The sequence below is a fragment of the Stenotrophomonas rhizophila genome, assembly GCF_001704155.1.
Lineage (GTDB): Bacteria > Pseudomonadota > Gammaproteobacteria > Xanthomonadales > Xanthomonadaceae > Stenotrophomonas > Stenotrophomonas rhizophila_A.
On sequence record NZ_CP016294.1, the window covers coordinates 1,739,441 to 1,761,940 of the forward strand.

The 22,500-nt window shown below is 67.3% G+C and carries 27 protein-coding genes; 23 read left to right on the forward strand and 4 right to left on the reverse strand.

Going from position 1 to position 22,500, the window contains the following annotated elements:
- Positions 1 to 6: 6 nt before the first annotated feature.
- A complete protein-coding gene (locus tag BAY15_RS07880) occupies positions 7 to 1,128 on the forward strand; it encodes an inorganic phosphate transporter (protein WP_068850816.1) in 1,122 nt (373 codons plus the stop codon).
- Positions 1,129 to 1,635: 507 nt separating this feature from the next.
- Here the strand turns inward: BAY15_RS07880 and parE are convergent.
- Complete coding sequence (gene parE / locus BAY15_RS07885) at positions 1,636 to 3,525, reverse strand: DNA topoisomerase IV subunit B (protein ID WP_068850819.1); 1,890 nt, start codon at positions 3,523 to 3,525, stop codon at positions 1,636 to 1,638.
- A 163-nt stretch (positions 3,526 to 3,688) separates the two neighbouring features.
- Here parE and BAY15_RS07890 point away from each other — a divergent pair, with 163 nt between their 5' ends.
- From BAY15_RS07890 to truD, 9 genes are all read left to right on the forward strand, one after another.
- Positions 3,689 to 3,931: a hypothetical protein gene (locus BAY15_RS07890; RefSeq protein WP_068850822.1), complete on the forward strand. Its 243-nt coding sequence runs from the start codon at positions 3,689 to 3,691 to the stop codon at positions 3,929 to 3,931.
- Between the two features lie 108 nt (positions 3,932 to 4,039).
- Positions 4,040 to 4,303, forward strand: a complete 264-nt coding sequence (locus tag BAY15_RS07895) for a hypothetical protein (RefSeq protein WP_157771708.1) — start codon at positions 4,040 to 4,042, stop codon at positions 4,301 to 4,303.
- A complete protein-coding gene (locus tag BAY15_RS07900) occupies positions 4,300 to 5,964 on the forward strand; it encodes a CTP synthase (protein ID WP_068850828.1) in 1,665 nt (554 codons plus the stop codon). Before BAY15_RS07895 ends, BAY15_RS07900 begins: the two co-directional genes overlap by 4 nt.
- A gap of 113 nt (positions 5,965 to 6,077) precedes the next feature.
- Positions 6,078 to 6,314 (forward strand): hypothetical protein, encoded by a 237-nt coding sequence (locus BAY15_RS07905; protein WP_237334332.1) that lies wholly within the window; start codon positions 6,078 to 6,080, stop codon positions 6,312 to 6,314.
- 119 nt (positions 6,315 to 6,433) lie between these two features.
- Positions 6,434 to 7,723 (forward strand): phosphopyruvate hydratase, encoded by a 1,290-nt coding sequence (gene eno, locus BAY15_RS07910; RefSeq protein WP_068850835.1) that lies wholly within the window; start codon positions 6,434 to 6,436, stop codon positions 7,721 to 7,723.
- 5 nt (positions 7,724 to 7,728) lie between these two features.
- Entirely contained in the window at positions 7,729 to 8,079 is a 351-nt protein-coding gene (gene ftsB / locus BAY15_RS07915) for a cell division protein FtsB (RefSeq protein ID WP_068850838.1), read from the forward strand.
- On the forward strand, positions 8,079 to 8,774 hold the full coding sequence (ispD, locus tag BAY15_RS07920) for a 2-C-methyl-D-erythritol 4-phosphate cytidylyltransferase (protein ID WP_068850841.1): 696 nt from the start codon (positions 8,079 to 8,081) through the stop codon (positions 8,772 to 8,774). The genes ftsB and ispD overlap by 1 nt, the downstream gene beginning before the upstream one ends.
- Positions 8,775 to 8,811: 37 nt before the next feature.
- Positions 8,812 to 9,306 (forward strand): 2-C-methyl-D-erythritol 2,4-cyclodiphosphate synthase, encoded by a 495-nt coding sequence (ispF, locus tag BAY15_RS07925; protein ID WP_068850844.1) that lies wholly within the window; start codon positions 8,812 to 8,814, stop codon positions 9,304 to 9,306.
- A complete protein-coding gene (gene truD, locus BAY15_RS07930; protein ID WP_068850847.1) occupies positions 9,303 to 10,346 on the forward strand; it encodes a tRNA pseudouridine(13) synthase TruD in 1,044 nt (347 codons plus the stop codon). The genes ispF and truD overlap by 4 nt, the downstream gene beginning before the upstream one ends.
- Positions 10,347 to 10,366: 20 nt before the next feature.
- On the opposite strand, the gene BAY15_RS07935 is transcribed toward truD, so the two are convergent.
- Positions 10,367 to 10,906 carry a Smr/MutS family protein gene (locus tag BAY15_RS07935; RefSeq protein WP_068850850.1) on the reverse strand — a complete coding sequence of 180 codons (540 nt, stop codon included), beginning with the start codon at positions 10,904 to 10,906 and terminating at the stop codon, positions 10,367 to 10,369.
- A gap of 187 nt (positions 10,907 to 11,093) precedes the next feature.
- Between BAY15_RS07935 and surE the strand changes: the two genes are divergently transcribed.
- The 4 genes from surE to BAY15_RS07955 are packed head-to-tail and all read left to right on the forward strand — an operon-like array spanning position 11,094 to position 13,954.
- On the forward strand, positions 11,094 to 11,873 hold the full coding sequence (surE, locus tag BAY15_RS07940) for a 5'/3'-nucleotidase SurE (protein WP_068850853.1): 780 nt from the start codon (positions 11,094 to 11,096) through the stop codon (positions 11,871 to 11,873).
- Positions 11,870 to 12,547: a protein-L-isoaspartate(D-aspartate) O-methyltransferase gene (locus BAY15_RS07945; RefSeq protein ID WP_068850856.1), complete on the forward strand. Its 678-nt coding sequence runs from the start codon at positions 11,870 to 11,872 to the stop codon at positions 12,545 to 12,547. Before surE ends, BAY15_RS07945 begins: the two co-directional genes overlap by 4 nt.
- A 19-nt stretch (positions 12,548 to 12,566) precedes the next feature.
- Positions 12,567 to 13,181 carry a YqaA family protein gene (locus BAY15_RS07950; protein ID WP_068850859.1) on the forward strand — a complete coding sequence of 205 codons (615 nt, stop codon included), beginning with the start codon at positions 12,567 to 12,569 and terminating at the stop codon, positions 13,179 to 13,181.
- The gene (locus tag BAY15_RS07955) at positions 13,178 to 13,954 is read left to right on the forward strand and encodes a peptidoglycan DD-metalloendopeptidase family protein (protein WP_068850861.1); all 777 of its coding nucleotides are present in this window, start codon (positions 13,178 to 13,180) and stop codon (positions 13,952 to 13,954) included. Before BAY15_RS07950 ends, BAY15_RS07955 begins: the two co-directional genes overlap by 4 nt.
- Positions 13,955 to 14,045: 91 nt before the next feature.
- Here the strand turns inward: BAY15_RS07955 and BAY15_RS07960 are convergent, their stop codons facing one another.
- Positions 14,046 to 14,441, reverse strand: a complete 396-nt coding sequence (locus tag BAY15_RS07960) for an Mth938-like domain-containing protein (RefSeq protein ID WP_068850864.1) — start codon at positions 14,439 to 14,441, stop codon at positions 14,046 to 14,048.
- Between the two features lie 5 nt (positions 14,442 to 14,446).
- Positions 14,447 to 14,752: a ribosome assembly RNA-binding protein YhbY gene (gene yhbY / locus BAY15_RS07965; protein WP_068850867.1), complete on the reverse strand. Its 306-nt coding sequence runs from the start codon at positions 14,750 to 14,752 to the stop codon at positions 14,447 to 14,449.
- A gap of 65 nt (positions 14,753 to 14,817) precedes the next feature.
- On the opposite strand from yhbY, the gene rlmE reads away from it, so the two are divergent.
- The 9 genes from rlmE to BAY15_RS08010 all read left to right on the forward strand — a co-directional run bounded on the left by rlmE (position 14,818) and on the right by BAY15_RS08010 (position 22,473).
- On the forward strand, positions 14,818 to 15,450 hold the full coding sequence (gene rlmE / locus BAY15_RS07970) for a 23S rRNA (uridine(2552)-2'-O)-methyltransferase RlmE (RefSeq protein ID WP_068850870.1): 633 nt from the start codon (positions 14,818 to 14,820) through the stop codon (positions 15,448 to 15,450).
- A 53-nt stretch (positions 15,451 to 15,503) separates the two neighbouring features.
- Entirely contained in the window at positions 15,504 to 17,447 is a 1,944-nt protein-coding gene (gene ftsH, locus BAY15_RS07975) for an ATP-dependent zinc metalloprotease FtsH (protein WP_068850873.1), read from the forward strand.
- 108 nt (positions 17,448 to 17,555) lie between these two features.
- On the forward strand, positions 17,556 to 17,738 hold the full coding sequence (locus BAY15_RS07980; RefSeq protein WP_068850876.1) for a hypothetical protein: 183 nt from the start codon (positions 17,556 to 17,558) through the stop codon (positions 17,736 to 17,738).
- A 143-nt stretch (positions 17,739 to 17,881) separates the two neighbouring features.
- Complete coding sequence (locus tag BAY15_RS07985) at positions 17,882 to 18,322, forward strand: hypothetical protein (protein WP_083214108.1); 441 nt, start codon at positions 17,882 to 17,884, stop codon at positions 18,320 to 18,322.
- Positions 18,323 to 18,400: 78 nt separating this feature from the next.
- Complete coding sequence (gene folP, locus BAY15_RS07990; protein WP_068850881.1) at positions 18,401 to 19,300, forward strand: dihydropteroate synthase; 900 nt, start codon at positions 18,401 to 18,403, stop codon at positions 19,298 to 19,300.
- Positions 19,300 to 20,253 (forward strand): tRNA (adenosine(37)-N6)-dimethylallyltransferase MiaA, encoded by a 954-nt coding sequence (miaA, locus tag BAY15_RS07995; protein WP_068850884.1) that lies wholly within the window; start codon positions 19,300 to 19,302, stop codon positions 20,251 to 20,253. The genes folP and miaA overlap by 1 nt, the downstream gene beginning before the upstream one ends.
- Before the next feature lie 102 nt (positions 20,254 to 20,355).
- Positions 20,356 to 20,640 carry an RNA chaperone Hfq gene (gene hfq, locus BAY15_RS08000; RefSeq protein WP_068850887.1) on the forward strand — a complete coding sequence of 95 codons (285 nt, stop codon included), beginning with the start codon at positions 20,356 to 20,358 and terminating at the stop codon, positions 20,638 to 20,640.
- Positions 20,641 to 20,663: 23 nt separating this feature from the next.
- Positions 20,664 to 21,974: a ribosome rescue GTPase HflX gene (gene hflX / locus BAY15_RS08005; RefSeq protein ID WP_068850890.1), complete on the forward strand. Its 1,311-nt coding sequence runs from the start codon at positions 20,664 to 20,666 to the stop codon at positions 21,972 to 21,974.
- A 4-nt stretch (positions 21,975 to 21,978) separates the two neighbouring features.
- Positions 21,979 to 22,473: a CinA family protein gene (locus BAY15_RS08010; protein ID WP_068850893.1), complete on the forward strand. Its 495-nt coding sequence runs from the start codon at positions 21,979 to 21,981 to the stop codon at positions 22,471 to 22,473.
- Positions 22,474 to 22,500: the final 27 nt, after the last annotated feature.

A 22,500-nucleotide genomic window follows, 5' to 3' on the forward strand; every position in this document is an offset into this window, starting at 1 on the left:
CACAGCATGCTGACCCTCGTTCTGGTGGTGATCCTGGCCGCGCTCGTCTTCGAGTTCATCAACGGCTTCCACGACACCGCCAACTCCATCGCCACCGTGGTGGCGACCAAGGTGCTCTCGCCCGGCTGGGCGGTGATGCTCGCCGCTTTCATGAACCTCATCGGCGCCCTGACCGGCACCGCCGTGGCGCTGACCATCGCCTCGGGCCTGCTCAACACCGGCGTGGTTGACGTGACCCCGCAGGTGATCCTGTGCGCGCTGCTGGGAGGCATCATCTGGAACCTGATCACCTGGTGGAAGGGCCTGCCGTCGTCGTCCTCGCACGCGCTGATCGGTGGCCTGTGCGGCGCCGGCCTGGCCGCCGCCCACAACAACTGGGACGCGCTGATCTGGTCCGAACGCATCGGCACCTGGGCGCAGAACAAGGGCCTGCTGTGGAAGGTGTTCCTGCCGATGATCACCTCGCCGATCGCCGGCTTCCTGCTCGGCATCGTGGTGATGCTGCTGCTGTGGGCGATCATCGCGGGCATGGCCAAGGCCGGTGGCTGGCTGGGCCGCCTGGCCCGCCCGCGCATCGTCAACGCGTTCTTCGGCAAGGCGCAGATCGTCTCGGCGGCTTACATGGGCTTCGCCCACGGCCACAACGACGCGCAGAAGACCATGGGCATCATCGCCATGACCCTGATCGGCGCCGAGGCGACCGGGGCACTGAACGACCTGCCGTCCTGGCTGGCCTTCATGCACCCGGACGCGCACGCCGGTGACGGCATCGCGATGTGGATCGTGCTGACCTGCGCGGTGGTGATGGCCGCCGGTACCGCCTCGGGCGGCTGGAAGATCATCAAGACGCTGGGCCACAAGATGGTCAAGCTGCACCCGATCCACGGCTTCGCGGCCGAGACCAGCTCGGCCACGATCCTGACCCTGGCCGCGCACTTCGGCATGCCGGTTTCGACCACCCACAGCATCTCCACCGCCATCATGGGCGTGGGTTACGCCAAGAACCCGCGTTCGCTGCGCTTTGGCGTGATCGAACGCATCGTCTGGGCCTGGATCCTCACCATCCCGGCCGCCGGCGGCTGCGCCTACCTGATCCTGAAGCTGTTCGAGCTGTTCGGCTGGACCTGATCGGGGTTGGTTTGGAAACGCGAAAAACCCGGCTTCGGCCGGGTTTTTTTGTGTCTGCTGGTTGGTTGCGAAGAGCAGCGTTTTCATTTTTTCCGCCCCCGATAGATGGTCGCGTGCGGATACCAAAATCAGACACGCATGGCGTGGCCCTACGCGGCGGGCATGCCGAATGTGCGTGGGGTCGGTAGCGTCGGTTCCCGAACGACGGCACGGAACGCCACCGCGGCCGGTAACGCATCAAAATGATCGGCACCGCCGTTGATCTCCCATGGCCACCAACAAACCGTCGAGGGTCGGCGGGGGCGGGGGTACGGGGGCTTTGCGAAACATGGATGTTTCGCAAGAGCCCGTACCCCTGCACCCGCCGGCCCAGCTCAGACCATGCGACGGCCACCGGCTGTTCGCCCAGATGCATGAAGCTGCAGGGCAGAGCCCGGCACTACGGAATTGCCTGCCACCCGCGAGAGCCAAAAAAAATCCCGCCGAAGCGGGATTTTTCATCAGCAATCAAACTTCCAGGGAAGCCAGGTCGCCCTTGTTCTCCAGCCACTGCTTGCGGTCGCCCGCGCGCTTCTTGGCCAGCAGCATGTCCATCAGCGCGCTGGTCTGCTCGCCATCGTCCACCGTCAGCTGCACCAGGCGGCGCGTATCGGGGTGGATGGTCGACTCGCGCAACTGGTGCGGGTTCATCTCGCCCAGGCCCTTGAAGCGGGTCACGTTGACCTGGCCCTTGATCTTCTCGCGCTCGATCTTGTCCAGCAGCGAACGCTTTTCTTCCTCGTCCAGCGCGTAGAACACCTGCTTGCCCACGTCCACGCGGAACAGCGGCGGCATCGCCACGAACACGTGGCCCGCGTCCACCAGCGACGGGAAGTGCTTCAGGAACAGCGCCGTCAGCAACGTCGCGATATGCAGGCCGTCCGAGTCCGCGTCGGCCAGGATCACTACCTTGCCGTAACGCAGCCCGCTGATGTCCTGCTTGCCCGGGTCGCAACCGATCGCGATGGCCAGGTTGTGCACTTCTTCCGACGCCAGCACGCTGCCCGACGACACTTCCCAGGTGTTCAGGATCTTGCCGCGCAGCGGCATGATCGCCTGGAAGTCCTTGTCACGGGCCTGCTTGGCACTGCCGCCGGCCGAATCACCTTCCACCAGGAACAGCTCCGTGCGCGACAGATCCTGGCTGATGCAGTCCGCCAGCTTGCCCGGCAGGGCAGGGCCCTGGGTGACCTTCTTGCGCACCACCAGCTTTTCGGTCTTCAGGCGCGCACTGGCACGCTCGATCGCCAGCTGCGCGATCTGCTCGCCCAGCGCCACGTTCTGGTTCAGCAGCAGGCTGAAGGCGTCATGTGCCGCGCCTTCGACGAACCCGGCGGCCTGGCGCGACGACAGCCGCTCCTTGGTCTGCCCGCTGAACTGCGGGTCGGTCATCTTCAGCGACAGCACGAACGAGACCCGGTCCCACACGTCTTCCGGGGCCAGCTTCACTCCGCGCGGCAGCAGGTTGCGGAAATCGCAGAACTCGCGCAGCGCCTCGGTCAGGCCCGTGCGCAGCCCGTTGGCGTGGGTGCCGTGCTGCGCGGTTGGAATCAGGTTGACATAGCTTTCCTGGACCAGCTCGCCTTCCGGCAGCCACGCCACCGCCCAGTCCACCACCTCGGTATCTTTCTTCAGCTGGCCCACGAACAGCTCGGCCGGCAGCATTTCGCGCTCGCCCAGCTCAGCCTTCAGGTAATCGCTCAGGCCATCTTCGTAGTACCAGGTGTCCTGCTCGTCGGTGGCCTCGTCGCGCAGCTTCACTGTCAGGCCCGGGCACAGCACCGCCTTGGCGCGCAACAGGTGGCGCAGCGCCCGCAGGTTGTACTTGGGCGTGTCGAAGTACTTCGGGTCGGCCCAGAAGCGCACCCGCGTACCGGTGTTCTTCTTGCCCACGCTGCCGACCACTTCCAGCGGCGTGGCGCGGTCGCCATTGCGGAAGGTGATGCGGTGCTCGCTGCCATCGCGCCGGATATGCACTTCCACCAGCGTCGACAGCGCATTGACCACGCTCACGCCCACGCCATGCAGGCCGCCGGAGAAGGTGTAGTTCTTGTTGTTGAACTTACCGCCCGCATGCAGCCGGGTCAGGATCAGCTCCACGCCGGGCACCTTCTCCTCCGGGTGGATGTCCACCGGCATGCCGCGGCCGTCATCGGTGACCTCGCAGCTGCCGTCCTTGTACAGGGTGACCTCGACCGTCCGGGCGTGCCCGGCCAGCGCTTCGTCCACGGCGTTGTCGATCACTTCCTGCGCCAGGTGGTTCGGGCGCGCGGTGTCGGTATACATGCCCGGGCGGCGCTTGACCGGGTCCAGGCCGGACAGGACTTCAATATCGGCGGCGTTATAGCGGGTGTTCATCTGTCTTCATAAAGCGCATAGCGACGGCGAAGTTTGCGGTCTGGCCGGTTTTTTTGCACGCCGCACGTTCAGGGGCCGGCCGAAGAGCGCGCGATAGACTGTAGGGGATGGGAAAACCGGAGCCCCGGCGCCCCATCCCCAGCCATATGCGAGGAGACCCCCCATGAAGAAGTTGCTGACCATCGTTGCCATTGCCGCCGCCGTCGTGGCCGTGCCGCTGGCAATGGCGCAGAACGCCGGACAGGGCCAGTCCACCGCGCAGCAGGGCGAGCAGGCCGAGGCCAAGGCGCAGTCCGAAGCCGACGCCAAGGCCAAGCGCCGCGCGGCCGCCAACGCCGAAATGAAGGCCAAGGGCCAGCAGGCGCCCCAGCAGGAAGAGGAAGAAGAGGCCAAGAAGAAGCGCTGAACAAGCGTTTCGGCTTCCCCGACGCCCCGGCTTGCCGGGGCGTCTTCGTTCGTGCCCCTTGGGCTGGGCGCCCTCAATCTGTAAACTATGGCTTTCCGGGAGCAGTACGTGTCATCCATCAGCGAATGGACTGGTCTGGTCGTGCGCGGCCGCCAGCAGGGTAAGCAGGAGGTGACGGTCCCAACGGCGACCGGCACGGCCGACCCGACCTCGCCGACCGGCCGCCACGTCATCGCCCCCCTGATCCCGGCCCTGGCGCGTGAACATCCCGCCGCCGCCGCCCGGATCCTCCCCGATTCCCCCTTCACGTCGTCCGCCGCCCCGCGCGCCGGCGCCGTTTCCCCCTTCCTGACAGGACACCCCCAGCCATGACTCCCTTGATCTTCGTAACCGGCGGCGTGGTTTCCTCGCTCGGCAAAGGCATTGCCGCCGCCTCGCTCGCCTCCATCCTCGAAGCCCGTGGCCTGAAGGTCACGATGATGAAGCTCGACCCGTACATCAACGTCGATCCGGGCACCATGAGCCCGTTCCAGCACGGCGAGGTGTATGTCACCGACGACGGCGCCGAGACCGACCTGGACCTGGGCCACTACGAGCGCTTCGTGCGCACCCGATTGAGCCGCAAGAACTCGGTCACCACCGGCCGCATCTACGAGAACGTGATCCGCAAGGAGCGCCGCGGCGACTACCTGGGCGCCACCGTGCAGGTCATCCCGCACATCACCGACGAGATCCGCCGCTGCATGGACGAAGCCACCGAAGGCTTCGACGTGGCGCTGGTGGAAATCGGCGGCACCGTGGGCGACATCGAATCGCTGCCGTTCCTGGAAGCCATCCGCCAGGTGCGCACCGAGCGCGGCCCGGAGAAGGCCCTGTTCATGCACCTCACCCTGGTGCCGTACATCGCCGCCGCCGGTGAGCTGAAGACCAAGCCGACCCAGCACTCGGTCAAGGAACTGCGCTCGATCGGCATCCAGCCCGACGTGCTGCTGTGCCGTTCCGAGCAGCCGGTGCCCGACTCCGAGCGCCGCAAGATCGCCCAGTTCACCAACGTCTCCGAACGTGCCGTGATCAGCGTGCCCGACGTCGACGTGCTGTACCGCATTCCGATGGGCCTGCACGCGCAGGGCCTGGACGAGATCGTCATCAACCAGCTCAAGCTCGGCGACAAGGCCGGTCCGGCCGACCTGCACGAATGGGAAGCCGCGCTGGATGCCACCCTGCACCCGGTGGATGAAGTCACCATCGCCGTGGTCGGCAAGTACGTCGACCACCAGGACGCCTACAAGTCGGTCGGCGAAGCGCTCAAGCACGGCGGCCTGCGCCAGCGCACCCGGGTCAACCTGAAGTGGCTCGAAGCGCAGGACCTGGAAGGCACCGACATGGCCGCGCTGAAGGATGTCGATGGCATCCTGGTGCCGGGTGGCTTCGGCGACCGTGGCTTCGAGGGCAAGGTGCTCACCTCGCAGTTCGCCCGTGAACAGCAGCTGCCGTATTTCGGCATCTGCTACGGCATGCAGGCCGCCGTGGTCGACTTCGCCCGCAACGTGGTCGGCCTGGAGGGTGCCAACAGCACCGAAAACGACCGCCAGTCGCCTAACCCGGTCATCGGCCTGATCACCGAATGGCGCACCGCCACCGGCGATGTGGAAAAGCGCGATGACAAGAGCGATCTCGGCGGCACCATGCGCCTGGGCCTGCAGGAGCAGCGCCTGAAGCCGGGCACGCTGGCCCGCGAGCTGTACGGCAAGGACGTGGTGTCCGAGCGCCATCGTCACCGCTACGAGTTCAACAACCGCTACCGCACCCAGCTGGAAGATGCCGGCCTGGTGATTGCCGGCAAATCGATGGACGACACCCTGGTGGAAGTGGTGGAGCTCTCGCGCGACCAGCATCCGTGGTTCCTGGCCTGCCAGGCGCACCCGGAATTCCTGTCCACCCCGCGCGATGGCCACCCGTTGTTCATCGGCTTCATCCGTGCCGCGCGTGAGCGCAAGGCCGGCGGCGCGCTGCTGCAGGAAGCAAGCGCCTGAGCCAGGACCCGTGGGCGGCGCAGCTGGCGCGTCGCCAGCGCCGCCACTGGCGGGCCTGGCCCTGGGGCTGGGCTGCCCTGGTCCTGTCGACAGCCAGCTGGGGCTGCGCGTTCGTGCTCATGGTGCTGGTGTTCTCCGCAGTGGGTTCGCCGGGTGACGGCAGCCATGCCATCCAGGCCGTCGCCACGCCCATCAACCTGACCCTGGCGCTGGGCGCAACCTGCGCGCTGGGCACTGTGCTGGCCGGCGTGCTTGCGTTGCGCCTGCGCCGCCAGCCGGCCGGTGGCGGCGCCGCGCTGGGCCTGCTGGGCCTGCTGTTGCTGGTGCTGCTGCTGCCCTCCCTGCTGTAGCCCCGAACGCTTTCCGCGCGCGGATTTGGCAAGCGGGGGGCAGGTGGGGATAATCACGCGGCACGTTTCAACGCATTGATTTTTGGCGTTCCCCCTTTCTGACTGGTAACCGGCCCGCTATGACCACGATCCGCAGCATCCACGCCCGTGAAATCCTCGACAGCCGTGGCAACCCCACGCTGGAAGCCGAAGTCACCCTGGAGGACGGCTCGTTCGGCCGTGCCGCCGTGCCGTCGGGTGCCTCCACCGGCACCAAGGAAGCGGTCGAGCTGCGTGATGGCGACAAGACCCGTTACCTGGGCAAGGGCGTGCGCAACGCCGTCAACAACGTCAACACCACCATCGCCTCCGCGCTGAAGGGCTTCGACGCGGCCGACCAGGAAGGCCTCGACCGGCGCCTGATCGACCTGGATGGCACCGAGAACAAGGGTCGCCTGGGCGCGAACGCACTGCTGGCCGTGTCCATGGCCAATGCCCATGCCGCCGCTGCCGCCAACAAGCAGGCGCTGTGGCAGTACCTGTCCAAGGGCAGCACCGATGTGAGCCTGCCGGTGCCGATGATGAACATCATCAACGGCGGCGCGCATGCCGACAACAACGTCGACTTCCAGGAATTCATGGTGCTGCCGGTCGGCTTCACCTCGTTCTCCGAAGCGCTGCGCGCCGGTACCGAAATCTTCCATTCGCTCAAGTCGGTGCTCAAGGGCCATGGCCTGAGCACGGCAGTGGGTGACGAAGGCGGCTTCGCGCCGGACTTCCGCAGCAACGTCGAAGCGCTCGACACCATCCTCGAGGCGATCGGCAAGGCCGGCTACACCGCCGGCGAAGACGTGCTGCTGGGCCTGGACGTGGCCTCCAGCGAGTTCTACGAGAACGGCAAGTACAACCTGGTGGGCGAGAACAAGCGCCTGACCTCCGAGCAGTTCGTCGATTTCCTGGCCGACTGGGCCGCCCAGTACCCGATCATCACCATCGAAGACGGCCTGGCCGAGAACGACTGGGCCGGCTGGAAGCTGCTTACCGACCGCATCGGCAAGAAGGTGCAGCTGGTCGGCGACGACCTGTTCGTGACCAACCCGAAGATCTTCAAGGAAGGCATTGAGTCCGGCACCGCCAACGCGATCCTGATCAAGGTCAACCAGATCGGCACCCTGACCGAGACCCTGGAAGCGATCGCCATGGCGCACCACGCCAACTACGCTGCGGTGGTCTCGCACCGTTCGGGCGAAACCGAAGACACCACCATCGCCGACATCGCCGTGGCCACCACCGCCACCCAGATCAAGACCGGCTCGCTGTGCCGCAGCGACCGCGTGGCCAAGTACAACCAGCTGCTGCGCATCGAGGAAGCCCTCGGTGCCGGCGCGCGTTACGCCGGGCGTGACGCGTTCGTGTCGCTGAAGCGCTGATCCGCATGCGCAACTGGCGCTGGCTGCTGCTGGTGCTCGCGGTACTGCTGGCATGGCTGCAGTACCGCTTCTGGTTCGGCCCGGGCAATTCGGGAGAAGTGATGTCGCTCGAAGCCCAGGTCGAATCCCAGAAGCGCGACAACGCCGGCCTGCAACAGCGCAATGATGCGCTGGCGGCCGAGGTCAAGGACCTCAAGGAAGGCGAGGCCGCCATCGAAGAGCGCGCGCGCAGCGAGCTGGGCATGATCAAGCCCGGTGAGAAGTTCTACCGCGTGGTCGAGAACGCTCCGGTGGCGGCGCCGCGCGCGCCGGCGCTGGCCGCCGACCCGAACGCGCCACACCCGGACGTGCCCTGATGGGCAGTGTCTGGGCCGTGGTTCCGGCCGCCGGCCGAGGTACCCGCTTCGGCAGCGACACGCCCAAGCAGTACCTGGTCGCAGGCGACCGGGTGCTGTTGGCGCACACCCTGCAAGCCCTGCTGTCACACCCGGTCGTGGCCGGGGTGATGGTGGTCATCGCCGAGAACGATGTCGACTGGCCGGGCTGGCAGTCGTTGGCCGACAAACCGATCCTGACCTGCACCGGCGGGGCGACCCGCGCCGCCTCGGTGCTGGCCGGCCTGCAGGCGCTGCCTGACAGCGTGCGGGCCGACGATTTCGTGCTGGTCCACGATGCCGCGCGGCCGAACCTGGCCGCAGCCGACCTCGGTCGCCTGCTGGAAGTGGGACGTGCCGATCCGGTCGGCGCGATCCTGGCCGCGCCGGTGCGCGATACCCTCAAGCGGGCCGGCGACGACGGCGGCATTGATGGCACCGAGCCGCGTGCGCGCCTGTGGCGCGCGCTGACCCCGCAGCTGTTCCGCCGCCACCAGCTGGCCCGCGCGCTGCAGGACGCGGCCGCCGCCGGCGTGGACGTCACCGACGACGCCATGGCGATGGAGCGCCAGGGCCTGCGCCCGTTGCTGGTCGAGGGCAACGAGGACAACTTCAAGGTCACCACCCCGGCCGATCTGTCCCGATTCGAATTCGAGCTGTCGCGCCGCGGCTCCTGAGCCCTTCCGCGCCGGCCATCACCGCAGGTTTTTTGCCATGAACACCCCGTTTCCTCCGGTCCGCATCGGGCAGGGTTATGACGTCCACGCCTTCGGCGAGGGCGACCACATCATGCTCGGCGGCCTGCGCGTCGCGCACAGCTGCGGCGTGCTGGCGCACAGCGATGGCGATGTGATCCTGCACGCCCTGTGCGATGCCATGCTGGGCGCGCTGTCGCTCGGCGACATCGGCCAGCACTTCCCGCCGTCGGACATGCGCTGGAAGGATGCCGACAGCAGCCGCTTCCTTGATCACTGCAACAGCCTGCTGCGCGAACGCGGCTGGCAGGTCGGCAACACCGACATCACCGTGATCTGCGAGCGGCCCAAGGTCGGCCCGCATGCGTTGGCCATGCGCGAGCGCATTGCCGGACTGCTTGGCATCGCGCTGGATGCGGTGAGCGTCAAGGCCACCACTTCCGAGAAGCTCGGTTTCACCGGGCGCGGCGAAGGAATCGCTGCCCAGGCCGTCGTGCTGTTGGTGGCGCTGTGATCCCCTTGCCGCTGGCCTTCGGCGAGCCGCTTCTGCGCGCCGACATCCGCACCGCCCCGGAAGATTTCCAGGTGGACGAACTGCCGGCGTTCGAGCCCACCGGGGAAGGCGAGCACCTGCTGCTGACGATCCGCAAGCGTGGTGCCAACACCGTGCATGTGGCCAAGCTGCTGGCGAAGTGGGCGGGGCTGCCGGACATGGCGGTCAGCTATGCCGGCATGAAGGACCGGCATGCGGTCACCACGCAGCGGTTCAGCGTGCACCTGCCCAAGCGCATCGCGCCTGACATCGCGCTGCTGGCCTCGGATGAGGTGGAGGTGGTCGAGTCCACCTGGCACAACCGCAAGCTGCAGCGCGGAGCGCTGGCCGGCAACCGGTTCCGGCTGGTGCTGCGCAGCGTGCAGGGCGAGGCGAAGGCGATCGACGAGCGGCTGTCGCTGGTCGCCGCGCGTGGCCTGCCGAACTGGTTCGGCGAGCAGCGCTTCGGCCGCGATGGTGGCAACGTGCCGGCCGCACTGGCCATGTTTGGCGGCCGCCGCGTGCGCCCCGACCAGCGCTCGCTGCTGCTCTCGGCCGCGCGCTCGGCGCTGTTCAACCAGGTGCTGGCCGAGCGCGTGGCGCAGGGCAACTGGGACAGCCCGCTGGAGGGTGAAGTGTGGATGCTCGATGGCAGCCGCAGCGTGTTCGGTCCCGAACCGTGGACCGACCTGCTGGCGGATCGCCTGGGTCGCTTCGACATCCATCCCAGCGGTCCGCTGTGGGGCGAGGGTGAGCTGCGCAGCAGCGGCGCCGCCGCCGCGCTGGAGCTGGGCGCGATCAGCGACGAGCAATCCTTGCAGCTGCGCACCGGGCTGGAAGGCGCGCGCCTGAAGCAGGAGCGCCGCGCGTTGCGCCTGCGCCCGGCCAACCTGCAGCACCGCTGGCTGGAAGCAGATGTGCTCGAGCTCACCTTCGCGCTGCCGCCGGGGTGTTATGCCACCGCCGTGCTGCACGAGCTGGGTCCGGTGGACGACGCCAGCAGCGCTTCGTCGAACGATTGATTTCTACGTGGTGCGGGCGATCACCGTCGCGCCAACAGCACCAATACCGCGCCCGTCCCGCCTTGCCCGGCGGGCGCCGAATGGAACGCCAGCACGTCATTGCGCTGGCGCAGCAGCCGGTCCACCAGGTTCTTCAACACCGGCGCACCGCCGTCGGACTGCAGCCCCTTGCCGTGGATGATGCGCACGCAGCCGTGCTCGTGCGCATGCGCTTCCAGCAGGAACTGGCGCAGCAGCGTCTCCGCCTGGGCCACCGTGGCACCGTGCAGGTCCAGCTCGTCCTGCACCGAATACTGGCCGCGCTTGAGCCGCTGGAACATCCGTGCCGGCAGGTTCTCGCGCCGGTAGCTGGCGGTGTCGCCGGCCTCCAGCGGGCTGCTGTCGCGAAGCAGCCGGGCGAATTCTCCGCGCGCGGCGTCCTCGTCCTGTTCGGCCATGCGCGCACGCGGCTTCGGTCGAGGTGTCGCCGGTGGCGCAGCCACCGGTTTGCGCAGCGGCGTGACCTCGCCGATGGCGGCGCGGAACAGTGCGGCCGGATCTTCGTCTTCAGGATGTGACATGCGTACAGCCTAATGCCCTGAATCGGCCGTGCCTACCTCCCGCCGGGGTAGGCCGATCTGCCCGCTTGCGGCACAATAGCTGACGCACTTGCGCGGTCGGTGATCCCGAAACGGGTGAAGGCCGGCCCCGCCAACGCTGGAAAGTGATGGAAATGAAGTCTTGAACAATCAAGCGGTTAAAACCCAGATGCGGATCCTGGTCAGCAACGACGACGGCGTCGATGCCCCCGGCATCAGGATGCTCGCCTCCGTGCTGCGCGAGGCCGGCCACGAAGTGATGGTGGTCGCCCCCGACCGCGACCGCTCCGGCGCCAGCAATTCGCTGACCCTGGACCTGCCGGTGCGGGTCAAGCGCATCGACCACTCCACCTGTTCGGTAGCCGGCACCCCGACCGACTGCGTGCACCTGGCGCTGACCGGCCTGCTCGAATACGACCCGGACATCGTGGTGTCGGGCATCAACAACGCAGCCAACCTGGGCGATGACGTCATCTACTCCGGGACCGTGTCGGCGGCGATGGAAGGGCGTTTCCTAGGCCTGCCGGCGGTGGCGATGTCGCTGGTCACCCACAACCACGACCCGCGCAATTTTGAAACCGCCGCGCGTGCCGCGGTGGAGATCGTCACCCGGCTCAAGGCCGACCCGCTGCCGGCCGACACCATCCTCAACGTCAACGTGCCCGACCTGCCGTGGGCGGAGGTGCGTGGCTTCGAAGTGACCCGGCTGGGCAACCGCCACCGTGCCGAAGGCTGCATTGCCCAGCGCGACCCGCGCGGCAATGAAGTGTTCTGGATCGGCCCGGCCGGGCGCGAACAGGATTCGGGCCCGGGCACGGACTTCCATGCCGTGCGCAACGGATTCATCTCGATCACGCCGATCCAGGTCGACCTGACCCGCTACCAGGCACTGGAGAAGGTCGCCAGCTGGGTAGGCGGGCTGACCGCCGCGCTGGACCGGCCGGCATGAGTCAGCGCCTGCGCCTGCAGCCCGAAGCGGTCGGGATTGGCATGACCTCCCAGCGCGTGCGCGACCGCCTTGTCGAACGCCTGCGCGAGAGCGGCATTGCCGACGAAGCCACCCTCAATGCGATCCGGGTGGTGCCGCGGCATCTGTTCATCGACGAGGCCCTGGCCTCGCGCGCCTACGAAGACACCGCACTGCCGATCGGCCACGGCCAGACCATCTCCCAGCCGTGGGTGGTGGCGCGGATGACCGAAGCGGTGCTGCAGTCGGCGCCGAAGAAGGTGCTGGAAGTGGGCACCGGCTCGGGCTACCAGGCGGCCGTACTCGGTGCGCTGGGGCTGGAGGTCTACACCGTCGAGCGCATCGGCGACCTGCTGCGGCAGGCGCGCAAGCGCTTCCGTGCGCTGGGCATGAACATCCGCAGCAAGCACGACGATGGCCGCATCGGCTGGGCCGAACACGGGCCGTTCGACGCCATCGTGGTGACCGCGGCCGCGCCGGCGCTGGTCGATGCGCTGGTCGAGCAGCTGGCCGTGGGCGGGCGCCTGGTCGCGCCGGTCGGTGGGGCAGGGGCGCAGTCGCTGATCCAGCTGACCCGCCGCGACGACGGCAGCGTTGAACAGCAGGTACTGGCACCGGTCACGTTCGTGCCGCTGCTGTCTGGCATGCTGGACTGATTCCAAGGAGCGTTGCGTCATGAAGATTTTTGGTCCGCTGTACGAGCGGGCGATGAAGTGGGCCGCGCACGAGCGCGCCCCGACCTACCTGACGGTGCTCAGCTTCATCGAGGCGATCATCTTCCCGGTGATGCCCGAAGTGATGCTGGCACCGATGTGCGTGGCCCAACCCAAGCGCGGGTGGTGGTTCGCCACGCTCAGCCTGGCCGGCTCGATGGCCGGTGCGCTGGTCGGCTATGCGCTGGGCCACTACGCGTTTGAAGCGGTCAAGCCGCTGTTTGCGGCGATGGGCATGCTGACCAGCATCGAAGGCGGCATCGCCATCGTGCAGGCCAAGATGGCCGAATCCCCGTGGGCGGTGTTCACCTTCCTGGTGTTGGGTGGCTTCATGCCCATCCCGATGAAGGTCTTCACGTGGGCATCGGGTATCGTCGGCGTGCCGCTGCCGCAGTACTTCCTGAGCATGTTGATCGGGCGGGGCAAGCGCGTGTACGTGCTGGCGGCCGTGATCCGCATTGGCGGGGCGCGCGCCGAAGCCGCGCTGCGGCGTTGGATTGAACCGCTGGGCTGGATCGCCACCGTACTGGTGGTGGGTCTGGTGGCCTGGCTTGTCTGGAGAGCGAAGTTCGCATGAGTGCTGATCGTATGCGCGGGGCCACACGGCTGACCGCCCTGCTGCTGGTGGTGTCCACCCTGAGTGCCTGCGGCACCGCCACGGTGGTCAAGCCGTCCGGCGGGCGCACCACGCACACCACGCCGCAGACGTCGGTGGCCAAGCCGGGGCAGACCGCCGTGGTGCGCCGGGGCGACACCCTCTACGCGCTGGCACGCATCCACAACATCACCCCGCGCGACCTGGCCGCCTGGAACGGGCTGGCCGAGCCGTACACCATCTATCCCGGGCAGGTCATCCGCCTGTACCCCGGCAGCAGCCCGGGCCGTGCGCCGACCACCGTGGTGACCGCGCCGCGCCCGGGCACCGGTTCGACGCCTGCGCCTGCGCCGACGCCGTCGCCGACCACCGCCATCAAGAGCAACATCGACTGGCGCTGGCCGGCCGATGGCGCGCTGGTGGGCCGCTTCGTCGGCGCCGATGTCACCAAGCAGGGCGTGGATATCGCCGGCAGCAGCGGCCAGCCGGTGCGCGCCACCGCATCGGGCGTGGTGGTCTATTCCGGTGCCGGGCTGGTCGGCTTCGGTGAGCTGATCATCATCAAGCACAACGATCAGTGGTTGTCGGCCTACGGCCACAACCGCAAGCGGCTGGTCAACGAAGGCCAGAGCGTGAAGGCCGGCGAGCAGATCGCCGAGATGGGCCGCACCGGTACCACCCGCGACATGCTGCACTTCGAGATCCGCTACAACGGCAAGCCGGTCGACCCGCTGTTGTACCTGCCCCCCAAGTGATCGCGCAGCCACGCAGGGCGTGGCGCTACCGTGGCGGAACCCACAAAAAAGGCTGCCAACGGCAGCCTTTTCTGAACGGAATCACCCAATTTCAGCCCGGCAGGAGGATGGCCGCCGCTACGTTGCGGCCTTCACCCGCAAGCAGGTTGAATGTCCTGGCGGCCGCTCCATTGTCCATGACCTCGATGCCGATGTTGCGGGTCAGACAGGCCCCCATGACAGCCGCAGATGGGAATTGCTGCTTTTCCCCCGTTCCAAGGATGACCAGTTCCGGCTGCTGGGCCAGCACCGTGGCCAGGTGGTCCGGGGTCAGCTCCTTGACGCTGGCGGGTGCCGGCCAATCTTCCAGCAATGCCTGCGGGGTGACGATGAAGCTCTTCACCACCCGCCGGGTGCCGGCGTTCACGCGGTCCTCGAAAACCACAGAGTCGGCGCCGACGATGCGGAACGCATAGGCAAAATCCGGGATTTCGTGGTTCAGCTGCATGGCGATCAGCCGCGCGGAAGCACGATCTGGCGCTGTTCCTTGCTGGGGCGGTAGAGCACGGCCACGTGGCCGATGCGCTGCACCAGCGCACTGTCGGAGGCCTGCACCAGCTCGGCGATCATGGCGTCGCGTGCATCGCGGTCTTCCGCGGCCACCTTCACCTTGATCAGTTCGTGGCGCTCCAGCACCTCGTTCAGCTCGGCCAGGAAGGCCGGCGTGACCCCCTTGCCGCCGATCTGCAGCAGGGCGTTCAGACCATGGGCTTGGCCGCGGAGGAAGCGGGTCTGGGAGGAGGTCAGGACAATAGACATTCAGGAACAAGCGGTTAACTGGGGCGATCAGGGTATCATGACCACCCCGTCCGGCCCTATCTCCAATGGTTTCCCGCAGCAAGAGCAGCCAACGCTGGTTGAAAGAACACTTCGCCGACCCCTTCGTGAAGAAGGCCCAGGCCGAGGGCATGCGCTCGCGCGCGGCTTACAAGCTGGAGGAGCTGCTCGCGCGTGACCGGCTGCTGAAGCCGCATATGGTCGTGGTCGACCTGGGGGCCGCCCCGGGGGGCTGGTCCCAGCAGGTCCGGCGCCAGATCGGCGACACCGGAAGGGTGCTGGCGCTGGACATCCTGGAGATGCCGCCGCTGGCCGGGGTGGAGTTCCTTCACGGGGACTTCAGGGAGCAGGCCGTCCTATCGCAGTTTGAAGCCATGCTCGGGGACCAGCCGGTAGACCTTGTGCTCTCGGATATGGCCCCCAATAAAAGTGGTATGGACGCGGTAGACCAACCGCGGATGATGCACCTGGCCGAGTTGGCGCTGGATTTTGCCGACAACCATCTCAAGCCGGGTGGCGCGTTCCTGATCAAGCTGTTCCAGGGCGTGGGCTTTGACGACTACGTGCGCGAGATGCGCCGCCGGTACGACAAGGTCGTGATCCGCAAGCCTGAAGCGTCCCGGAAGCGCTCGCCCGAGGTGTATGCCTTGGGGCAGGGCAAACGCACCCAGATCAAGTAAGCTCAACCATACCAATTGCGTCAGGCATTAGAGGAACACCGGAGCCAATGAGGATGAACGACTTGACCAAGAACCTCCTGCTATGGGTGGTCGTCGCCGTGGTGCTCATGGTGGTGTTCCAGAGCTTCTCGCCAAAGAGCAGCGGCGCCGGTGCCCAGGGCGCCACGTATTCGCAGTTCCTGGACCAGGTGGATGGCGGCAACGTCCAGAAGGTCACCTTCAGCGGCGACATGCGCAGCGGCACCAACCAGATCTCGTACACCACGCGCAGCGGCCAGTCGGCCACGATCACCGCGCCGATGGACCGCGACCTGATCAACATCCTGCGCGCCAAGAACGTGGAAATCGTCCAGGAAGAGCCGTCCAGCGGCATCTCGCTGGGCGCGATCCTGATGAACTTCCTCCCGGTCATCCTGATCATCGGCTTCTGGTTGTTCATCATGCGCCAGATGCAGGGCGGTGGCGGCGGTGCCAAGGGCGCGATGTCCTTCGGCAAGTCGCGCGCCAAGCTGCAGGGCGAAGACCAGATCAAGGTCACCTTCGCCGACGTCGCCGGCTGCGACGAAGCCAAGGAAGAAGTCGGCGAACTGGTCGACTTCCTGCGCGATCCGACCAAGTTCACCAAGCTGGGCGGCAAGATCCCGCGCGGCGTGCTGATGGTCGGCCCGCCGGGTACCGGCAAGACCCTGCTGGCCCGTGCCATCGCCGGCGAAGCCAAGGTCCCGTTCTTCTCGATCTCCGGCTCGGACTTCGTGGAAATGTTCGTCGGCGTCGGCGCCAGCCGCGTGCGCGACATGTTCGAGCAGGCCAAGAAGCAGGCCCCGTGCATCATCTTCATCGACGAAATCGACGCCGTCGGCCGCCATCGCGGTGCCGGCCTGGGTGGCGGTCATGACGAGCGCGAGCAGACCCTGAACCAGCTGCTGGTGGAAATGGACGGCTTCGAGGGGGGCGAGGGCGTGATCGTCATTGCCGCCACCAACCGTCCCGACGTGCTGGACCCGGCGCTGCTGCGCCCGGGCCGCTTCGACCGCCAGGTCGTGGTCGGGCTGGCCGACGTCAAGGGCCGTGAGCAGATCCTCAAGGTGCATATGCGCAAGCTGCCGCTGGCCGACGATGTCGAGCCGATGGTGATCGCGCGCGGTACCCCGGGCTTCTCCGGCGCCGACCTGGCCAACCTGTGCAACGAGGCGGCGCTGTTTGCCGCACGCGGCAACGAGAAGGAAGTGCGCATGGAGCACTTCGACCGTGCCCGCGACAAGATCCTGATGGGTGCCGAGCGTCGTTCGATGGCCATGAGCGAGGAAGAAAAGACACTCACTGCCTACCACGAAGCCGGCCACGCCATCGTCGGCCGCCTGGTGCCCGAGCACGATCCGGTCTACAAGGTCACCATCATCCCGCGCGGTCGCGCGCTGGGCGTGACCATGTACCTGCCGGAAGGCGACAAGTACTCGATGAACCGCGTGGCGATCGAATCGCAGCTGTGCTCGCTGTACGGCGGCCGCGTCGCCGAAGAGCTGATCTTCGGCGCCGACAAGGTCACCACCGGTGCCTCCAACGACATCGAACGCGCCACCAAGATGGCCCGCAACATGGTCACCAAGTGGGGCCTGTCCGACGAGCTCGGCCCGATCGCCTATGGCGAAGAGGACGATGAAGTGTTCCTGGGCCGTTCGGTGACCCAGCACAAGAGCGTGTCCGACGATACCGCGCGCCGCATCGATGAAGTGGTGCGCAGCATCCTGGACAAGGCCTACGCCCGCACCACCGAGCTGGTCACGGCCAACCTCGACAAGCTGCACACGATGTCCCAGCTGCTGCTGCAGTACGAGACCATCGATGCGCCGCAGATCGACGCCATCATGGAAGGCCGCGATCCGCCGCCGCCGATGGGCTGGGGCAAGTCCAACAAGGACGGTGGCAGCAACAACAACGACAAGGGCGGCGACGCCCGTCCGGTGACGCCGATCGCCGGGCCTGCCGAACAGCTCTGACGATGAACAGGTAACGCATGGAGGCCGGGGAAACCCGGCCTTCATCGTTTCTGGCGCGGGCGATCCGGGCGACAATGTAGCTTGCCCCACACCTGTCCCGGAGTATCCATGTCCACGCCGCCGCCCCCGGTCTCGCACACCACGGAAATGGTGATCGCCACGGTGGTCGGTGCCGCCGCAGGCCTGCTCAGTGGAAACTACCTGCTCGGAGGCATCGTAGGGATCGTGATCGGCATCGGCCTGAGCGTGGCCAAGACCTTGTACCTCGACCGCAAGCGCCGCCGCCGCTGAGCCCTTGCGCCGCTGCGTGGCAATCGGCACGATGCGCGGGCGCGGTTGCATGAGGCAGCCGCGGCCAACATTCCAGGGGGAATACCATGCGTCACTCACGGTACGCGGCGACAGCCGTGCTGCTCTGCCTTGCCACGCCTGCCATGGCGGACACCATCCACGTGCAGGATCCGATTCCGTTCTCGGAGTCCGCTTACATCGCCGATAACATCAAGGCCGAATGCCGCATGGGGGCGCAGCTTGCAACCGCGCTGGGCAGCAACGCCCCGAAATTCGGCAATACGATCGCGTTCGATGCGGAGGCCGTCTCCACGGGCCGGGCGCTGAAGCTGGAGCTGGTGGAGGCACAGAGTGCCGGCAACGCCTTCAGCGGTCACTTCAAGTCGGCAACCGTGCGCGGCGTGCTGACGCAGGACGGCCAGAAGGTTGCCACCGTGACCGCGCGACGTGTTTCCCGCGGCGGCGCATTCGGCGGGTTCAAAGGCTCCTGCGACGTGCTGGAACGGGTTGTCACCGCCATCGGCAACGACCTTGCCGAATGGCTGGCCAAGCCGACCGACGAGGCCAAACTGGGCGATTTCTAGCCGGCCAAACCCCGCAGGCCGCGGGTTATCGGAGTACGCCGGCGTAAACTAGGCGCTGGCGTATTTCGTGGAAGGCCCATGTTCGATACTTCTCCCCAGCTGGACTGCGGCGGCCGTGTGTTGCGGCTGGACCGCCCGCGCGTCATGGGCATCGTCAACGTCACCCCGGATTCTTTCTCGGATGGCGGCGCGCACGACAATACCGAAGCGGCGGTCGCGCACGGCTTGCAGCTGGTGGCCGAAGGCGCTGACCTGCTCGACATCGGCGGTGAATCGACCCGCCCCGGGGCCGCACCGGTGCCACTGGAAGAAGAGCTGCGCCGGGTGGTCCCGGTGATCGAACAGCTTGCGCGCCAGACGCAGGTGCCGATCAGCATCGACACCTTCAAGCCGGAGGTGATGCGCGCGGCCGTGGCCGCCGGTGCCGGCATGATCAACGACATCCATGCACTGCGGCAGGACGGGGCCTTGGCCGCCGCCGCCGAACTGGGCGTGCCGGTGGTGCTGATGCACATGCAGGGCGAGCCCGGCAGCATGCAGGACACCCCGCACTACGACGACGTCGTGGCCGAGGTGCACCGCTTCCTGGTCGATCGGATGTTCTCGGCCGAGATGGCCGGCATTGCAAAGAAGAACCTGGTGATCGACCTGGGTTTCGGCTTCGGCAAGACCACCGACCACAACATGATCCTGCTGGCGCGCTCGGCGCGCTTCCTGGAACTGGGCGTGCCGATGCTGGCCGGGCTGTCGCGCAAGCGCAGCATCGGCGAACTGACCGGGCGCGAGGCGCCGCGCGAGCGCGTGGCCGGTTCGGTCGCCGCACACCTGATCGCCGCCCAGCGCGGCGCGACGATCCTGCGCGTGCACGACGTCGCCGCCACCGTGGACGCGCTGAAAGTGTGGGCAGCGGTCGACGCGGTGCCGATGCCGCGGGTGGATGCCGCGCCGGCGATGCCGCGCTGGCCGGACGAGGGCTGATGGGCGCCGACCGGCGCCCGCTGGCGATCGCGGTGATGGGCCCGACCGCGTCGGGCAAGACCGCCACCGCCATCGCACTGGCGCGGCAACTGGACGGAGAGATCGTCAGCGTGGATTCGGCGCTGGTGTATCGCGGGCTGGATATCGGCTCGGCCAAGCCCGATGCCGCCGAGCGCGCGCAGGCGCCACACCACCTGCTCGACCTGCGCGATCCGTGGCAGACCTATTCAGCGGCGGAATTCGCCGTTGATGCCGCCCGCGTGGTGGCCGACATCGTCGCGCGCGGACGCATGCCGATCCTGGCAGGCGGCACCGGCTTGTACTTCCGCGCGCTGCTGCAGGGGCTGTCGCCGATGCCGCCGGCTGACCCGGCTACCCGCGTGGCGATTGGTGCCGAAGCTGCTGAACGCGGATGGCCCGCCCTGCATGCTGAGCTGGCCGGGATCGACCCCGCCGCCGCAGCGCGCATCCATGCGACCGACCCGCAGCGCATCCAGCGGGCGCTGGAGGTGTATCGCCTGACCGGCACGCCGATCAGCGAATGGCAGAAGCTGCCCGGCGTTGACCGGCTGCCGGTGCGCTGCCTGAAGCTGGTGCTGGCCCCGCGCGAGCGCAGCGTGCTCCACCAGCGCATCGAAACCCGGTTCGACAACATGCTCGCCCAGGGTTTCCTGGACGAGGTGCGGGCACTGCGTGCGCTGCCGGAGATGGCGGCGGCGGCCGTGCCGCTGGACCTGCCGGCGGTCCGGGCGGTCGGCTATCGCCAGGCCTGGGAATTCCTGGACGGGCAGGGCAGTGCCCGCGACTTCCGCGACAAGGCCATCCAGGCCACCCGGCAGCTGGCCAAGCGCCAGTTGACCTGGCTGCGCGGCGAGCTTGATGCACGCTGGTTCGATCCCCATATAGACGGGGATTCCCTGGCAGATGCCGTAGCGGCCTTTGTTGCCCGTTGAGCCACAGCGCCTTGCCCTTGGCCCGTGTACCATCGGGGGTTCCGGTGGCGGGGGCCGTGGCAGTTGCCGGAAGACCATAAAAACAATAATGAGGAGTGTGCAATGTCCAAGGGGCAATCGCTGCAGGATCCGTTTCTGAATGCACTTCGGCGCGAACGCGTGCCGGTGTCGGTGTATCTGGTCAATGGCATCAAATTGCAGGGAACGATCGAATCGTTCGACCAGTTCGTTGTCCTGCTGCGCAATACGGTCAGCCAGATGGTGTACAAGCACGCCATTTCGACCGTGGTGCCGGCACGCAACGTCCGGGTGGGCCCCGGTGGTGGCTATGTGCAGTCCAATGAAGGTGGCGCCGACGGCGCCCAGGAAGAAGACGACGTTGAATGAAGTAAGCAACTGCGGAGACGCGCGTGTTTGACCGTTCCAAGCGAGGCGAACACGCGCTCCTGATCCAGCCGCATTCCGGCCGGCTGGAAGACGATGTGCTGGAAGAGTTCACCGATCTGGCCCGCTCTGCCGGGGCCAGCATCGCCGCCACCCTGACCGCGCGCATCGACCGGCCCAACCCGTCGATCCTGATCGGCTCGGGCAAGCTCGACGAGATCAAGGCGGCCGCCGAGGCCACCGGCGCCGACCTGGTGCTGGTCAACCATGCGCTCTCGCCCTCGCAGGAGCGCAACCTGGAGCGCTTCCTGGAGCGCCGGGTGATCGACCGCACCGGCCTGATCCTGGACATCTTCGCCCAGCGTGCGCACAGCCACGAAGGCAAGCTGCAGGTGGAGCTGGCGCAGCTGCGCCACATGTCCACCCGGCTGGTCCGTGGCTGGACCCACCTGGAGCGCCAGCGCGGCGGTGCCATCGGCCTGCGCGGTCCGGGTGAAACCCAGCTCGAAACCGACCGCCGCCTGCTGCAGAAGCGGGTGGAACAGCTGCAGAAGCGGCTGGAAAAGGTAGAAGTGCAGCGTACCCAGATGCGCCGTGCCCGCGTGCGCAGCGAACTGCCGCGCGTGGCGCTGGTGGGCTATACCAATGCCGGCAAGTCGACGCTGTTCAATGCACTGACCGGTGCGGAGGCGTACGCCGCCGACAAGCTGTTCGCCACGCTGGACCCGACCGTGCGCCGCATCGCGGTGCCCGGCGGCAACGTGGTGCTGGCCGATACCGTGGGCTTCGTCCGCGACCTGCCGCACGAACTGGTGGCCGCGTTCCGCGCGACCCTGAGCGAAGCGCGCGAGGCCGACTTCCTGCTGCACGTGGTCGATGCGGCCGATCCGCACCGTGAGGAGCGCATCGCGCAGGTCGACGAAGTGCTCAACGAAGTGGGTGCGGGCGAACTGCCGCAGCTGCTGGTGTTCAACAAGATCGACCGCATCGAAGGCAGCGAGGTCCGCCACGACGCCCAGGACGGTATTCCCGATACCGCACGCCGCGAACGCGTCTGGATCTCGGCCCGCGATGGGCTGGGCCTGGATCTGCTGCAATCGGTGCTGGGCAAGCGCCTGGGCCTGCAGCACGTCAGCGGCGACCTGCGCCTGCCGCCGACCGCCGGTCGCCTGCGTTCGCGCCTGCACCAGCTGGAAGTGGTGCGCGGCGAACGCAGCGACGAGGACGGCTGGCTGCTTCAGGTCGAGATCCCGATCGCCGAAGCCGAGAAATTGGCTGCCGCCGACGACGGCGCGCCGATCCGCGCACTGCTTCCGGAAAAACTGCCCGAATGGTGAGTCCGTGACTGTCCCCACCGATGCCGAACTCGGCGACCTGGCCCGTGACGTCGGCCAGCAGCTGCAAGCGGCTGCGCTGCAGCTGGTCACCGCCGAAAGCTGCAGCGGCGGCTGGATCGCCAAGGCGATGACCGACATCGCCGGCTCGTCGGCGTTCTTCGACTGCGGCATGGTGGTGTACAGCTACGAGGCCAAGCAGCGCCTGCTGGGCGTGCGCGCGCAGACCCTGGAGCAGTTCGGCGCGGTCAGCCGCGAAACCGTGCTCGAAATGGTGTCCGGCGCGCTGGTCAATTCCGGTGCCGGCATGGCCGTGGCCGTGACCGGCATCGCCGGCCCCGGCGGCGGCAGCCCGGACAAGCCGGTGGGCAGCGTCTGGATCGGCTGGAAGCAGCGCGGTGGCTATGCCCGTGCGCAGCTGTTCCAGTTCGAGGGCGACCGCGAAGCCATCCGCCGGCAGACCGTGCAGCAGGCGCTGACGGGAATTTTCCCGGCGCTGTGACATCCTGAGCCCTGCTGTCGAACGAGG

Coding starts and splice junctions, on each gene's coding strand:
- BAY15_RS07880 (WP_068850816.1), top strand. CDS start 7: ATGCTGACCCTCGTTCTGGTGGTGATCCTGGCCGCGCTCGTCTTCGAG.
- parE (WP_068850819.1), bottom strand. CDS start 3,525: ATGAACACCCGCTATAACGCCGCCGATATTGAAGTCCTGTCCGGCCTG.
- BAY15_RS07890 (WP_068850822.1), top strand. CDS start 3,689: ATGAAGAAGTTGCTGACCATCGTTGCCATTGCCGCCGCCGTCGTGGCC.
- BAY15_RS07900 (WP_068850828.1), top strand. CDS start 4,300: ATGACTCCCTTGATCTTCGTAACCGGCGGCGTGGTTTCCTCGCTCGGC.
- eno (WP_068850835.1), top strand. CDS start 6,434: ATGACCACGATCCGCAGCATCCACGCCCGTGAAATCCTCGACAGCCGT.
- ftsB (WP_068850838.1), top strand. CDS start 7,729: ATGCGCAACTGGCGCTGGCTGCTGCTGGTGCTCGCGGTACTGCTGGCA.
- ispD (WP_068850841.1), top strand. CDS start 8,079: ATGGGCAGTGTCTGGGCCGTGGTTCCGGCCGCCGGCCGAGGTACCCGC.
- ispF (WP_068850844.1), top strand. CDS start 8,812: ATGAACACCCCGTTTCCTCCGGTCCGCATCGGGCAGGGTTATGACGTC.
- BAY15_RS07935 (WP_068850850.1), bottom strand. CDS start 10,906: ATGTCACATCCTGAAGACGAAGATCCGGCCGCACTGTTCCGCGCCGCC.
- surE (WP_068850853.1), top strand. CDS start 11,094: ATGCGGATCCTGGTCAGCAACGACGACGGCGTCGATGCCCCCGGCATC.
- BAY15_RS07945 (WP_068850856.1), top strand. CDS start 11,870: ATGAGTCAGCGCCTGCGCCTGCAGCCCGAAGCGGTCGGGATTGGCATG.
- BAY15_RS07950 (WP_068850859.1), top strand. CDS start 12,567: ATGAAGATTTTTGGTCCGCTGTACGAGCGGGCGATGAAGTGGGCCGCG.
- BAY15_RS07955 (WP_068850861.1), top strand. CDS start 13,178: ATGAGTGCTGATCGTATGCGCGGGGCCACACGGCTGACCGCCCTGCTG.
- BAY15_RS07960 (WP_068850864.1), bottom strand. CDS start 14,441: ATGCAGCTGAACCACGAAATCCCGGATTTTGCCTATGCGTTCCGCATC.
- yhbY (WP_068850867.1), bottom strand. CDS start 14,752: ATGTCTATTGTCCTGACCTCCTCCCAGACCCGCTTCCTCCGCGGCCAA.
- rlmE (WP_068850870.1), top strand. CDS start 14,818: ATGGTTTCCCGCAGCAAGAGCAGCCAACGCTGGTTGAAAGAACACTTC.
- ftsH (WP_068850873.1), top strand. CDS start 15,504: ATGAACGACTTGACCAAGAACCTCCTGCTATGGGTGGTCGTCGCCGTG.
- BAY15_RS07980 (WP_068850876.1), top strand. CDS start 17,556: ATGTCCACGCCGCCGCCCCCGGTCTCGCACACCACGGAAATGGTGATC.
- BAY15_RS07985 (WP_083214108.1), top strand. CDS start 17,882: ATGGCGGACACCATCCACGTGCAGGATCCGATTCCGTTCTCGGAGTCC.
- folP (WP_068850881.1), top strand. CDS start 18,401: ATGTTCGATACTTCTCCCCAGCTGGACTGCGGCGGCCGTGTGTTGCGG.
- miaA (WP_068850884.1), top strand. CDS start 19,300: ATGGGCGCCGACCGGCGCCCGCTGGCGATCGCGGTGATGGGCCCGACC.
- hfq (WP_068850887.1), top strand. CDS start 20,356: ATGTCCAAGGGGCAATCGCTGCAGGATCCGTTTCTGAATGCACTTCGG.